We start from the raw sequence: 13,759 nt of genomic DNA on the forward strand, positions 1-13,759 counted from the left end.
ACTGATTATATCATAGCAAAAAAAGACAACTTTAGGCTACGCCTAACCGAAATTCATCTCCTACTTTCACTGGTGCTGGCACACCTTCACGTTTAGAAGTGGGAGACTTCTTTCGGAGGGAAGTTAAATTATTACTAGCTATAATTCCACCGTATGCTTTTGCTAAAGCTATCGCCGCTGCTTCACCTTTACCAATTCTTTTTTCTCCTTTTGGCGGTGAAATCGCTAATTCATAATACAAACGATATTCTTCGGTATTGGTCAATATCTCTTTTGTCGTAACATCACCATTTATACATAATTCATTAACTTTACGCTTAATATGGGGGATACTTGGATTTGATAATTCAATAAAAACTTCTTTAGGGAGCACAATTCTTCCAGGATAAAGTTTAAACAGGATGTTTTCTTCTTTCACCCACAGAAAAGAAGAGATATAATCTGTATCAAAAAACAACTTACTAGTCATAACTCTCTTCTCCAACTGTATTTAATCCATATACCATATCTCCCCTAAATCCATTTAATAATAGTTCTTCGTATTTCCCATTTGATATTAGGTCTCTTTCTTTTAATTCTTCAGCCAATTTTATATATTTACCTAAAGTAATATATTGCTTATCTTCCGGAGTTGGCCTATACAATTTGTCATCAAAGCCAAGTTTCAATGCTGATGAAATGATCCCAGTTTTCATTGTATTTGCTTTTTCATGAGATAAATATCCATCTTTTATTAATCTCCATAAAGTAGCCTGTCTGCTTAACCCATAGTGCTGTTCAATTTTTACGACATCATTTACTTCAAGATCATGCTTTACTTTTCCCAATTTGTTTTTTATAAAATCGTTTAAAGATTCATAAGGCGCTAAAAAATATGACGCAAACATATCTGCTTCTACTTCCTGCGGATCTTTATTTTTCTCAAGATCTGCGGAAGATACGATACTTTTAAAATCCTCATGGAAAAATAAATGATACAATTCATGGGCCATTGTAAAACGCTGGCGACCGTACGTAGAAGTTGAATTAATACCGATTATTTTATTATTTCCTTCTTTAATACAGATACCACTTACTCGACTGCTCATTGGATAAAATACAATCGTTAAGTCTTCGTTACTATGAAGGATAGAGAAGATATCTATTGGCGAGTAGATATCTTCTCCAAATTGTTTGCGCAAGCTTATGGCCTCTGCATTTAATTCAATTTTTTCTTTCATGCATTATTCCCCCTTGAGCAAATCTTCCATGTAACGTAAATTTAATGCAATCTTGTTCATGGCTGCTATTGTTTCCAAATCTTCTGTCGTAAGACCCTTTGCCCGTAATGCAATAGGCATTGGGGAAAACTCGCTATCTTCATTTGTAAAATACTCTATCGAACATCCAAAAAGGTTTGCTGCTTTTTCAAGGATATCGATACTAAATTGCCGTTCATTGTTTTCACATTTTGAGATGTAGCTCTGATCAACCTGTAAATATTCCGCAATTTGACTTTGGGTAAATCCACTCTTACTTCGCAACTCATTAAATCTTTTACTTACTAATTCAGAATTCAACATAGTTGCACCTCCCTTATATCAATAGTATATGATATTATTGTCATAAAATAAATATATTATTCAATCATTTTTATGACAAAACAATTTTCATCAAATGTTGTAAGATCGTTGATATTTACTAAAGACATAAATAATTCTTTATCAACCGGAGGAGGTTATAATTGAAGTTATGCCGTTAAATTTGTGTAGGTAAAAGATACAAAAAATGGAACCACTTTATTTATATAAGTAGTTCCATTAATCAGTAAATAATATAATTCTAACAGGCTGCAATTTTATCTGCTTTGGTACGATTTATTTCTCTTTCGGTAACTTTCATCAAATAATTCAAAAATTCTTCTCTTAAATCTTCTCTTCTTAAAGCAAACTCTACGGTGGCTTCCAAAAAGCCTAGTTTATCGCCAACATCATATCTTTTCCCCTCAAATGTATAGGCATACATGGCTTCACGTTGAGCTAGTTCCATGAGAGCGTCGGTTAATTGAATTTCTCCATTTTTCCCCGGCTTTGTCGTTTCTAGTATTTTAAAAATAGCAGGACTAATAATATATCTACCCAATATAGCAATATTGGTAGGTGCATCTTCAATTGCAGGTTTCTCTACTAAGTCTTTGACTTTATATACATTATCCTCTATAAGTTTGCCATCAATGATCCCATATTTATTGACATCCTCTATTGCTACTTCTTGTACTCCTAAAATGGTTGTCTTGTATTCATCATAGATTTCTATCATTTGCTTTAAGCAAGGTTTTTCTGGTGAGTAGACAATATCATCACCCAAAAGTACCGCAAAAGGTTCATTGCCAATAAAGCTTTTGGCACAATAAATAGCATGGCCTAAGCCTTTAGGTTCTTTTTGGCGAATATAGTGGATATTTACCATATCTGATATTTTCCTAACCTCTTCTAATAGATCAAACTTACCTTTGGTTTCTAACTCTAGTTCTAACTCTACCGATTTATCGAAATGATCCTCAATAGATTTCTTATTTCTACCTGTAATGATCAAAATTTCTTCTATCCCTGATTCCACTGCTTCTTCAATGATATATTGAAGTGTTGGTTTATCTACGATTGGCAGCATTTCTTTGGGTTGTGCTTTTGTGGCAGGTAAGAAGCGAGTTCCTAAACCGGCAGCTGGGATAATGGCTTTGCGTACTTTCATATTAACCTCCCATATGATATTTAATCATTTTCAGTCTTTACTAATACCATCTTTTCTTCCTTTTTCATAAACCATAATAACCCTGTTAGAAGTTAATTCAGTTCTTATAACGCTGATTCTTCTCCAAAAACCTCATTGATTATCTCATCTAAATCATCTTCTTCAGGATCCACACCTTTATACCGATATACCTGTGTCATCATTAGTGCAAAGTATTTTCTCGATTAATGCCTAATAGTGTACGGGTATCAAGTTCTTTGAGAATTTTCAACATATCCGAGTTTAGCATCCCATTTCTTGTCATACTTTTTTTGGTCTCTTTAAATCAAGCTTATAAACTGAATCTACAATAAGTGTTTCTAACTCTGCCAATAACCCATTTATTTCATGGTCAAGTGTAATTCCAACCTGTAGCAAAAGCACTCCTGATAGTTTATCGATATCTTCCCTTGATAGTTCTTTACCTTCTGGCAAAGGCACTCTTGCTATGCCTAAAAGCAATGCGTTAATCCAAGAAAAGTAAGCCTGCATGAGGGCAAGGTGGAATCTTACCTTCTTTCCCATCCATAACTTGTTTCTTGATATAACCTCTTCAAATCCTTTGAAGAATTCCTGAAATTTATCGACGCTGCTAAAAACATCTGAATATTGAAGATGAAGGCCGTGTGGAAGGGTTAAATCAAAACTCGTCAATAGCGCATACCACTCTTTTTCTTTTCCGTTATGAAGTTCCAGATGATAAGATAATCTCTCAAGATAGTCCAGTATTTCCTGCTCACTGTTTAAACGCTTCTCAAGTATGATACCAGATACCCTTGTAATTTCGTCTTTCTTCTTCAGATAGAAAGTTGTTACAAAAGCTATGATAAGGCCGGCACCCAAGGTGACAATAATATTAAAAATTCCTTCCCACATAAATTGTGGCAAGCCGAGATATGTATTTATCGTTTCATCCATTGGGTCAGCCTCCTTCATTTATACTAATAAAACGGTTGGTATAATGATAATTAGAACCTTATGGAATATGGATTCGTATTTATGTCAAAATACTGACTACGGATATCTTCTTTATTTAAACTAATTGTTATTTTCTTATCTATTAAATCGGCGCATTTATTGGCATGATTTACATTTCCAAGATATTCTTGCAGGAGTATTCTGTCTTTAACACGTTCTGGTAATTTATTGACAATTTCTTTTTCCCAACTTATGATATCACAGATTCCACTAGATAGTGGATCCCAATAATGGTTGATTGAGTCATAAAATCTAAGCTCACTCCATGAACTACCTAATTCTTGCCTAAGCTTCGAATAATCATTTTCTGTAGCCTTCTCTATTTTGTCAACGACTTCCTGCAACTTCAAAAGTTCTTGGTTAATTATGGTGTTGCGAATTTTCCCACCAGGCATAAATTCTCTAACAACTTTTTCTAAAGTTTGAAGAACGGTTTGATCAACGAAATCAATAATCACTTTTGCTTCAGCAGGACCTAGCCAAGCGATTTCTTCTTCAGGAAATAAAAATAACTGTGATTCAGTAATTTTATTAACAGAATTTCTAATTGTGTGAGATAAATAGACTAACCTAATAGCAGCTCTACTTGTAAGCCCTTCAAAAGCCCACAGGTATCTAAGTTCGGGATGTTTCCAAAAGTGAAATAGGCACATCTCAATCCATTCAAGTATTTGCTCGTCAATATCTGTATTAAAATGAGGAAGGTTTTTCATCCCTAGTTTTTTTAATTCCAAAAGAAATATCAAAACATGAAAATAATAAGGGATTGTAACAGCTCTAAGCTCTTTTAATAGCAGCTTGTTTAGAAATAAGTATTGTCTTGAGGGAGATGATTCAATAAACCTTTTTGCTACTATCTGAGAAATTCTATATAATGTTCCACTTGCTAAATTGGACATAAATAGCGATGAAACAATGAGGTCTAAGTCTTCTTTGTACAGGAATTCCTCTAATGCCTGTTTCCGTAATTTCTCTTGAATTTTTGCATTCGCTCTAAAGTTTTCTAAAACATTAGGTCTGATCTTACTTACACTAGACTTTACAGCATCAACAAATTCATCTAATCGATCCAAGTGAACTTCAGAACTTAATGTAACTTCTATGTCTTTTAAAAGCTTATTTTTAAGGCTAAATATCAATTGACTTGACCCAAGATAAGAGTCAAGTTGATTGAATTTTTCTGGCAAATCCGTATGAAGAATACTAAGAATGGGATTAAGATCTTGATTCAGATGATCTCTATCATACAAATTAAGATACCATCCATTAGTTACAACGAAGAATTTAGCATCAATTGCAGGATGTAAGGAGTAAAAATGTGCCTGTGCTATATCTTCTTCGGTTATTGCTGGTAAAACTTTATTGTCCTTAATTCCACCGGGTTTAGATTCAATTATCCAAAATTTTTGTTTTCTCACAGAACAAATGTAATCTAATTTGATTCGATCTCTACCTATCTGAAGGAATAATGGATTAAGTTTATAGGACTCTTCTCTGGAAACAGAATAATCTAGTTCTTTTCGATATCCCAATATTTTTAATAGTGGGACAATGTATTCTTCCCTCACATCAGCTTCAGACCAATTAGAAAAATCTAAATTAGCTAACCTGTGCAATTCAGCAGTCTCATCTGCTGTTAATGGAGGTCTGTACTTCCTCAACTCAATCCACCCCTTTTTTCCTTTACTGAAACAAGCTCCTTTCACTCATCCCACTCCCGATGCGAAGCCATTCTTCATCAACCCAATCTTCCTCAACGTTCATCATCCCGTTCCTGCCTTCTACTCGCCTCTCAGGTTCAGACTTATAAACCTTACAACTTAACGCACCCCGAAAATATCCTTTTTTTAATCTTCTCATATTCAATTACCAAAATATTCCTCTCTCTATGATCTTATACTGTACTTTTGTTTAGCTTTCTCTTTATAGCATTAACAATTATATCTACTTCCTCTATCTTCATGATATAGATCATCAGAAAATAAGTAATTGCACCTATACCGATGGATACTATAAGTGACAGATTTTGAGTAACAAATTCAGTTGTAGTAATATAAGATAGTTTTGCAATAACGCCCATCAATAGTGAGGCCACAAGTATTTTTATAAATGAAGTGGTTATTTTCCTCATTCCAAAAGAACCAATTTTCTTTCTAAGACTGATAAATAGTAATATTGTACCAAATATTGCGGATATACTTGTTGCTAACGCTAATCCACCTATTCCTAAATACACAGATAATATAATATTCAACACAATATTCAAAACCACGGCTATAGCAGCATTAATCATTGGAATTTTTGTATCTTGTAAAGAGTAAAATGCCCTTGAAAGAACTTCTCTATGCCCATAACCAATCATGCCAATAGAATAGAAAAATAAAGCATAAGAAGTCATGGAAATAGCTTGATCATCAAAAGCTCCTCGGCCAAATAATAATCTAACTACTGGTTCAGCAAAAATCATTGCTCCGATAGTAGCGGGTATTACTAGTAAATTTATCCCGTTAACTGCTTCTGATACTGACTTCTTAAGTCCAGACATGTTATTCTCAGCAGCCATTTTTGATATTATAGGATACATTGCAGTTGAAATAGATAATACAAATATTCCCTGCACAAAGCCATTAAGCCTGTTCGCATAGTTTAGAGCAGAGATTCCTCCTATTGCTATTTGCGAAGCTATAGTTCTATCTACTAATACATTGATTTGATTAACTGATACACCAATGATTACAGGGAGTGCAATATAGGCCATATTTTTAATATGTTTATCATATATGCTGAATATAAACTTATAACGATATCCTTTTTTATATATAAAGGGTAATAAAAGTAATAACTGTGAAGCGGTTGCTATTACACTACCTATAGACAGTACCAGAATGTTAGTATTCGAGCTTAAATAAATTGATAGAATGATAATGAAGTTCATGGGAAATCCAATTAAAGCTGGTATTGTATAATTCCCCTTTAATTGTAGAAATCCACTAAAAATAGATATCATTCCAGTAAAATATATCCCTAATAAACTTATCCTTGTCAATTGAACTGCTACTGCTAGGGTATCTCCTTTAAACCCTGAAGCAAATGCCTTTACTATTTGATCAGTAAATAATAAGCCGATAATAACAATTACTGAAGCTATTAGTAGTAATATATTTACTAGATTATTAGTATATCTATTCCCTTCCCGCTCACCTTCCTGCTTTTCAATTTTGCTATACATAGGAATGTATCCAGTAGATATGCCAGCACCTATAAATCCGAATATAACTCCTGGAATGGTTAGAGATATTAAATAAGCATCACTTATATTGGATGCTCCATAAAAATATGAAAGTGTAATATCTCTAGCAAAACCAAATATTTTTGATACTATGGTTATTAGCATTAAAAGGATTGCGGTTCTTTTCATTCAAAATGATTCCAATCTATAGGAGTTCCCTTTTTAATATCTCTTAATGCTTTTTTTCCTAATATTTGCTGATAATATCTTGGATGCAGTCCATATCCAGGTCTTATTGATCTTACATTATCTTCGTTTAATATTTCCCCTGCTTTTATATCTTTGACTACAAATAATGACCTAGCAAATTTCTTGTTTTTTTCTTTCTTTTCAAATAAGTTATAATCAACAGTGCCTATAGATTTTTCCGCTTCCCTAACAGCATCTACCATTTGTTTAAACTCTTCTTTATCTAGCGAAAAAGAGGCATCAGGCCCCCCTATACTTTTATCTAGAATAAAATGTTTTTCTATTACCTTAGCTCCAAGGGCTACTGATACAATCGGTACAGTAATGCCTAATGTATGATCTGATAACCCTACTTCAACTCCAAAAGTCTCTTTTAAATTTGGTATGGTTCTTAAATTAGCATCTTCAATTTTAGCTGGGTAAGAAGATGTACATTTTAAGAGTATAATTTGATCATTTCCAACTCTTCTACATGTATTTACTGCTTCTTCTATGTCTGCGAGTGTTGCCATGCCAGTAGATAATATTACAGGCTTTCCCTTTGAAGCGATATATTCAATTAAAGGTATATCTGTAATTTCAAAGGAAGCAACTTTATAAGCTGGTACATTAAGCCCCTCTAGAAAATCTACTGCTGTTTTATCAAAAGGGCTTGAGAAACATATCAGTCCTAAACTTTCAGCAAAATCTTTTAATTCCTTTTGCCATTCCCATGGTGTATAAGCCTTTTCATATAAGCTATATAATGTATTTCCATCCCAAATAGTTCCATTATTTAATTTAAAATAATCGTTATCGCAATCAATAGTTAGAGTGTCTGCGGTATATGTCTGTAGTTTAATAGCGTCTGCACCAACTTCTTTTGCTGCTTTAATCGTTTCCTTTGCTATATTAATATCTTGTCCGTGGTTAGCTGATAGCTCAGCTATAATAAGAACTTGTGTATCTATATCAAAATTTGCGATCCTCATTTTCATCAACACCTTTTCAGTATTTATAGCTATATTTCAACAACTCCACATTCTCACCAATATAATGAAACCCCGCATTTTCAAAAAGTTTTTTTGATGGAATATTATACTTTGATACAACTGCAGTTATATTTTTTATCATAGGGTAGTCCTGTTTAAGTCTTTGTATACTTTCTAGCAATAAAATTTTACTCAGCCCTTTTCCTTGTATTTCTTTTGCTAGACTTATACTTACTATAGCTTCATTATCTTTAACCTTAAACCTTATCTGACCTAAAAATTTATCTTCGTCGTTAGTTACGACGTAAAAAAAATCTTTATCAGAATTCATCAAATTATTAAACCATTTAACATGAGTATCCCATTCTATTGTCTCTTTATTAAGTGAATATTCTCTAACATAAGATTCATTTGATAGTTTAAAAATATCTGCTATATCCTTTTCTTTTACATTTCTTAAAAATGTTTTCATTTTACATATTCACCTCATACCTACATAAGTAGTTCGTCAATTATTCTAGTCCTACCTAAACCATCTATAATTCCCTTCATACTATTATATAAAATTGTTCTGTTTTCTAAATTCATCAATAGTCTTATTTCATTTGATAATTCCTTAGTAAAATTACTACTTTCACTATCTAATACTCTATTTACTAGATTATATTTTAGTAACCCCTTTACATTATTTTCTTGATTATCAATAATTCGTATCGGTATAAAAGGTGTTTCAGTTTTAATTAGTTCATATATTGTTTGACCTGCAGCAGAGATTGCCATATCTGATCTCAACATTAAAGCTTTCATTTCTATTCCATTAACATTGTAATAGTAGCTAATGTTTTTATCATCTATCCTTTTTATTTCTTCAATATTTTTAAACCCTTTTCCAATAACCACATTTTTAACTACATTCGGATATTCAGTATTTAAAATATCTAATATTTTAGGAGTAATATTCCTTATGTCTGCTCCACCTAAAGTTACAAGTATTTCTTTCACTTCAGTTTTAAGAGTCTCTCTTTTGCTATCAAAAAAAGAACCTCTCAATATTACATATTCATTTCCTAGAAGGTAATGAACACCTTTTATTTGAGGATACTTAAGTTCTTTAGCATAAATAGACGGGTTAACTACTATCCCTTTTGGATATGTTAGTCTCATATTATCATCAATAAATAATGATTTTTTTGTATGCTTAGATATATATTCATATATACCAAAATTTGCTAAGTATGAATCTACAATTGCATAAACTTCATTATTTAATATTGTGGATAAGTAGTCTGTTGATAACCAATTTCTTACCATATGTTTTTTATCACCTAATACTTCTACTACTTCTTCATTTCCATTTATTATATATTCTACATCAATCCCTCTATTTTCTAATTCTGAGTATAATGAAGAACATCTAACAACATGTCCATATCCAAATTTAGAACCACCTTCAGTAAAAATATACACTTTCATATACCGTACTCCTAGTAGCTAGGGCTACTTAATTTTTTTCTGCTCTATTCCTTGATTTATTTTAATTAACTCCGGTTTTTCTTTAAATAAATTTATTATCTCCTCTAGAAAGAAATTAGATTCTCCTTTATATAGATGTTCATATATTTCAGTAATCAATTTAAAATCTTCCGGAGTATCTAACGTCCAACGATAATTAGAGTAATCATCATTATTTTTATAATAATAAATTTTATTACTTTTTTCATAAAGGTAAGGAGTTACATGTTCCCTTTGATACTCTTCCTTTGCATTTTTAAAAGCCTCTTCTAACTGTTCAATTGAAAAGACCTCTGTATCAAGACCTCTTGGATATGTCCGTTGATTCAAGTTTGATCCCGCATTAGTAACAATATCGTAATTATGTTTATTATAATATCCAATGATTCCATCTGTTATATTTGGATCAATTAAAGGACAGTCTGATGTGATTCTAACAACTATATCTGCATGATGCTCTTTTGCTGCGTAATAGTATCTTGATAATACATCATCTTCTGAACCCCTAAAATATTTTACATTAAGTCTCTCGGCTTCTTTTACTATTACATCATCATCTTCTTTTGTCGTTGTAGCAATTACTATTTCGTTTATTTCTTTTGATCTTTTTACCCTTTCTATAACATGTTCCAAAACGGTTTTCCCTACTATTTTTTTCATTACCTTTCCAGGTAATCTGGTAGATCCCATCCTAGCCTGGATTATTGCTACTACCTTCACATCTATCACTACTTTCTATAATAGTTTATAATTTTATAAACCCCATTTATAACATCATTAACATCGTCATCTAACATAGCAGGGAATAGAGGGATAGTCAGCATGGAATTATATAATTCTTCAGCTTTAGGACATAGCCCCATTTTATAACCTAATTTTTGATAATAGGGGTGCCAATAAACAGGTATATAATGGACATTAGAACCAATATTTTCTGCAAGAAGAGCGTTATATATTTCTTTTCGATCAACTTTTAGCTTTGGTAGATCAAGCTTTAAAACATATAAATGATTTACTGTGTCAGAAAAATCTGCATTTTTTTGTAATATTACACCCTCTAAATCTTTAAATGCTTCATTATATGTTCTAACAATATCTTTTCTCCTTGAAATAAACCAATCTAGTTTCTTCATTTGACTGATGCCTAATGCACATTGAAAATCAGTAATACGATAATTATATCCTAAATCTAATTGCTCATAGTACCAACCGCCGCCAAATTTATTTTCTAATTGAGTGACATCTCTTGTTATGCCATGGGATCTAAAGTTAATAAGTTTAGTATAATACTCTTTGTTGTTTGTGGTGATAATCCCACCTTCTCCCGTTGTAATTGTTTTAACCGGATGAAAGCTAAATTCAGTCATGTCCACTAATCCCCCTACCCGGTTTCCTTTGTACTTCGTACCAAGTGCATGGGCTGAATCTTCAATAATTACTATATCAGTTCCTTTAACCAAATCTTTTATCGCATCAATATCGACTGCTTGTCCAGTATAATCTACTGGAATAATAGCCTTTGTTTTTTTAGTGATTTTCTTAGCTATTTCATTAACATCAATATTGAAAGTGTCTTGATCGATATCTGCAAAAACAGGAGTGCCCCCCATATAAAGAACAGAATTCGAAGAGGCAGCAAAGGTAATTGGTGTTGTAATCACTTCATCTCCTGGTTTAATTCCAGCTGCATAACTAGCTCCATGTAAAGCTGCAGTTCCATTAGCAAATGCAACTGCATATTTTGCTCCTACATAATCTGCAACGGCTTGCTCAAATTCCTTTGCCTTAGGACCCGTTGTCAAAAAATCACTTTTTAATACCTCATTAACGGCTTTGCAATCATCATCATCTATATACTGTTTTGCATAAGGTAGTGGTTTTGTTCTTATTGGATTTCCACCTAATAGAGCTGGTATCATTTTTAATTCCCCCAGTTTTTAATTTGCTTTTATTCCCTGAGCCATCAGTAACACTATAAATCTATATATTTTTTCCCATTTTAGTTATAATACTATTATATATATCACTGAAATTTGATTCTTTATTAAATACTTTTCCTTCATAAGTATCATTATAATATATATACAAAAATTTCAAGTTATGTTGCATAAAATCTTTATGTTCTTGAGATAGAACTTTTCTTACAGTATCATATAGTTCATTATATCCGGATATATTATAGCAATATGGATGATAGTTATAAAAAACTTTACCCAATGTTATTACTGGCTTTTCTAACAGAAGAGCTTCATAACCCATAGTACTTGTTAATGTTATAACACCTTTCGAGTTATTTATTAGTTCCTTTGTGTCAGATAATGGATTAATATACTTAACGTTAGGCAGTCTTTTTATCTTTTTATAAAAATCCAAATCTGCAAATCCAATTCCATTCGGATGATCTTTTACAAATAAAGAGATTCCAATTGGTAAAGAGAACGCTACATTTTTAACAAATTCATATTGATTATCATAATACATTGCGTTAACCGAAGTAGAGGACTCTGGTTGATAGTGCAGTGGTAATAAGAAAAATTTTTCTTTACTGAATTCGAAAGAGTCATACATTTTTTTTAATAGTGAGATTTTTAACTTTCTTTTTAAGTTTCTCATTACGAACTTATATGATGCTTTAATTGGATAAGCAGATTGATATGCTCCTTTTACATCCTCTGGGTATTTAAGATAATATTCAATGTATCTATTAAAAACATGTATTTTTTTTAGGTAATAGTAAAAATAATTAATCTTAATATTCATGGGGTTATTTATCATATAATCAGGCATTGCTTTATTTAAATGTACACTTTCTAAATACTTAATTATATAATCTTTATCGTTTAAAGGTATACTATCTATGTTTAATTCTTCAAAATTCTCTTTCCTTTTATCAATGTTTCCATATTCATCTTCCCATATTTCATATCTATTGGGTATTCTTGATGTAATTAAACCAAAGTATTTCTTTTTATTTTTTTTAGCAACCATATAAGCAGCATAAGCAAAAGAATTTGATACATTTTCATATAATACTAAATCAATATTATGTTTTTTAAATATATTTCCATAATAGTCTAATAACCTTAATATTGTTGAATCCATTTCTTTGTCTTTATCATGATTGACATTGTAATGGAAATTACGGTCAAAACAGGAATAATAGAATTTCCTTAAATTAGTCATTTTCTCGTATTCTATTAATTCTTCATTGTTCGCTTTTTTCACATGTTGCGTAAAATAATATTTTTCTTCAATTGATAATGGAGTAGTATATTTTATTTCTGGCAAATGACTTTCACAAGCATAAATAACTATATGTCCTTGCTTTTTAAAGAAGTCTCCCATTTTTTTTAAAAATATTATATATCCTGGAGCATTATTTATTAAAATTAATATATTCATATTGTTCGCCTCTCGTAATTAAGATAGTTCTAAACAATTATGTTTTCATGTGGTATAGCTTGTTTTTCGTAACATTTTCTATATGCAAATAAACCTATTATTATCCAAATTAATATTGATGAAGATCGCAAAAAGAAATTACTGTGCATAGTGAAAATGACTATATTGAAAACTCCAACAATTATCATATGATACATTTTTTTTGTTCTCTGAAATAAATAGTAGTAAGTCGAAGAAATCAAGCTAATAAACGAAGTCCACACTAGAGTTCCAAACAATCCAAAATCAGCATATGGATGCATAAGATAAGTACTTACGTTAAATCCACCAATTGCAAAAGATAAATTTTTATATGATTCAAAGTACTCTTTGTTGAGAAAAAATCCCCATATAGCTTCGGTTGTGTACATATTTTCTGTCTTTTACTGAGCTTAATGGCTTTGTCATGTTCAAAATCAATTGAAAAATAAATGCCTTAACATTATTTTCAGCTTCTAATTCTTTTTTAAGCATTTTACAAGATTATATTTCTCTATTTATAACTTCATAGAAAATAATAACATTTTTCATTTATTAATTTCCCCTTTTATTTTTCTTATTCTTAAAATATTTTCTTAGAATTTAATTTTATACCGTAAGGAAAACATTA

Annotated in this window: 13 protein-coding genes; all 13 read right to left on the bottom strand. The window is 31.3% G+C overall.

Annotated features, from left to right (window positions below):
* Positions 1-31 precede the first annotated feature (31 nt).
* The 13 genes from TEPIDINF_RS10495 to TEPIDINF_RS10555 all read right to left on the bottom strand — a co-directional run bounded on the left by TEPIDINF_RS10495 (position 32) and on the right by TEPIDINF_RS10555 (position 13,110).
* A complete protein-coding gene (locus tag TEPIDINF_RS10495; protein ID WP_421691948.1) occupies positions 32-469 on the bottom strand; it encodes a hypothetical protein in 438 nt (145 codons plus the stop codon).
* On the bottom strand, positions 462-1,220 hold the full coding sequence (locus TEPIDINF_RS10500; protein WP_421691949.1) for an ImmA/IrrE family metallo-endopeptidase: 759 nt from the start codon (positions 1,218-1,220) through the stop codon (positions 462-464). The genes TEPIDINF_RS10495 and TEPIDINF_RS10500 overlap by 8 nt, the downstream gene beginning before the upstream one ends.
* 3 nt (positions 1,221-1,223) lie before the next feature.
* Entirely contained in the window at positions 1,224-1,562 is a 339-nt protein-coding gene (locus TEPIDINF_RS10505; RefSeq protein ID WP_068726436.1) for a helix-turn-helix domain-containing protein, read from the bottom strand.
* A 259-nt stretch (positions 1,563-1,821) separates the two neighbouring features.
* Positions 1,822-2,730 (bottom strand): UTP--glucose-1-phosphate uridylyltransferase GalU, encoded by a 909-nt coding sequence (galU, locus tag TEPIDINF_RS10510; RefSeq protein ID WP_421691950.1) that lies wholly within the window; start codon positions 2,728-2,730, stop codon positions 1,822-1,824.
* Between the two features lie 300 nt (positions 2,731-3,030).
* Positions 3,031-3,687, bottom strand: a complete 657-nt coding sequence (locus tag TEPIDINF_RS10515; RefSeq protein ID WP_421691951.1) for a hypothetical protein — start codon at positions 3,685-3,687, stop codon at positions 3,031-3,033.
* 50 nt (positions 3,688-3,737) lie between these two features.
* Complete coding sequence (locus TEPIDINF_RS10520; protein ID WP_421691952.1) at positions 3,738-5,408, bottom strand: hypothetical protein; 1,671 nt, start codon at positions 5,406-5,408, stop codon at positions 3,738-3,740.
* A 233-nt stretch (positions 5,409-5,641) separates the two neighbouring features.
* Positions 5,642-7,165, bottom strand: a complete 1,524-nt coding sequence (murJ, locus tag TEPIDINF_RS10525) for a murein biosynthesis integral membrane protein MurJ (protein WP_421691953.1) — start codon at positions 7,163-7,165, stop codon at positions 5,642-5,644.
* The gene (gene pseI / locus TEPIDINF_RS10530; RefSeq protein WP_421691954.1) at positions 7,162-8,196 is read right to left on the bottom strand and encodes a pseudaminic acid synthase; all 1,035 of its coding nucleotides are present in this window, start codon (positions 8,194-8,196) and stop codon (positions 7,162-7,164) included. The genes murJ and pseI overlap by 4 nt, the downstream gene beginning before the upstream one ends.
* A 16-nt stretch (positions 8,197-8,212) precedes the next feature.
* A complete protein-coding gene (locus tag TEPIDINF_RS10535) occupies positions 8,213-8,668 on the bottom strand; it encodes a GNAT family N-acetyltransferase (protein ID WP_421691955.1) in 456 nt (151 codons plus the stop codon).
* Positions 8,669-8,688: 20 nt separating this feature from the next.
* Positions 8,689-9,669, bottom strand: a complete 981-nt coding sequence (locus TEPIDINF_RS10540; RefSeq protein ID WP_421691956.1) for a PseG/SpsG family protein — start codon at positions 9,667-9,669, stop codon at positions 8,689-8,691.
* A 24-nt stretch (positions 9,670-9,693) separates the two neighbouring features.
* On the bottom strand, positions 9,694-10,428 hold the full coding sequence (locus TEPIDINF_RS10545; protein ID WP_421691957.1) for a cytidylyltransferase domain-containing protein: 735 nt from the start codon (positions 10,426-10,428) through the stop codon (positions 9,694-9,696).
* A gap of 8 nt (positions 10,429-10,436) precedes the next feature.
* Entirely contained in the window at positions 10,437-11,627 is a 1,191-nt protein-coding gene (pseC, locus tag TEPIDINF_RS10550) for a UDP-4-amino-4,6-dideoxy-N-acetyl-beta-L-altrosamine transaminase (protein ID WP_421691958.1), read from the bottom strand.
* Positions 11,628-11,688: 61 nt separating this feature from the next.
* Positions 11,689-13,110 carry a capsular polysaccharide export protein, LipB/KpsS family gene (locus tag TEPIDINF_RS10555; protein ID WP_421691959.1) on the bottom strand — a complete coding sequence of 474 codons (1,422 nt, stop codon included), beginning with the start codon at positions 13,108-13,110 and terminating at the stop codon, positions 11,689-11,691.
* Positions 13,111-13,759 lie beyond the last annotated feature (649 nt).

Origin of the sequence: Tepidibacillus infernus (genome assembly GCF_048898065.1) — a bacterium.
Lineage (GTDB): Bacteria > Bacillota > Bacilli > Tepidibacillales > Tepidibacillaceae > Tepidibacillus_B > Tepidibacillus_B infernus.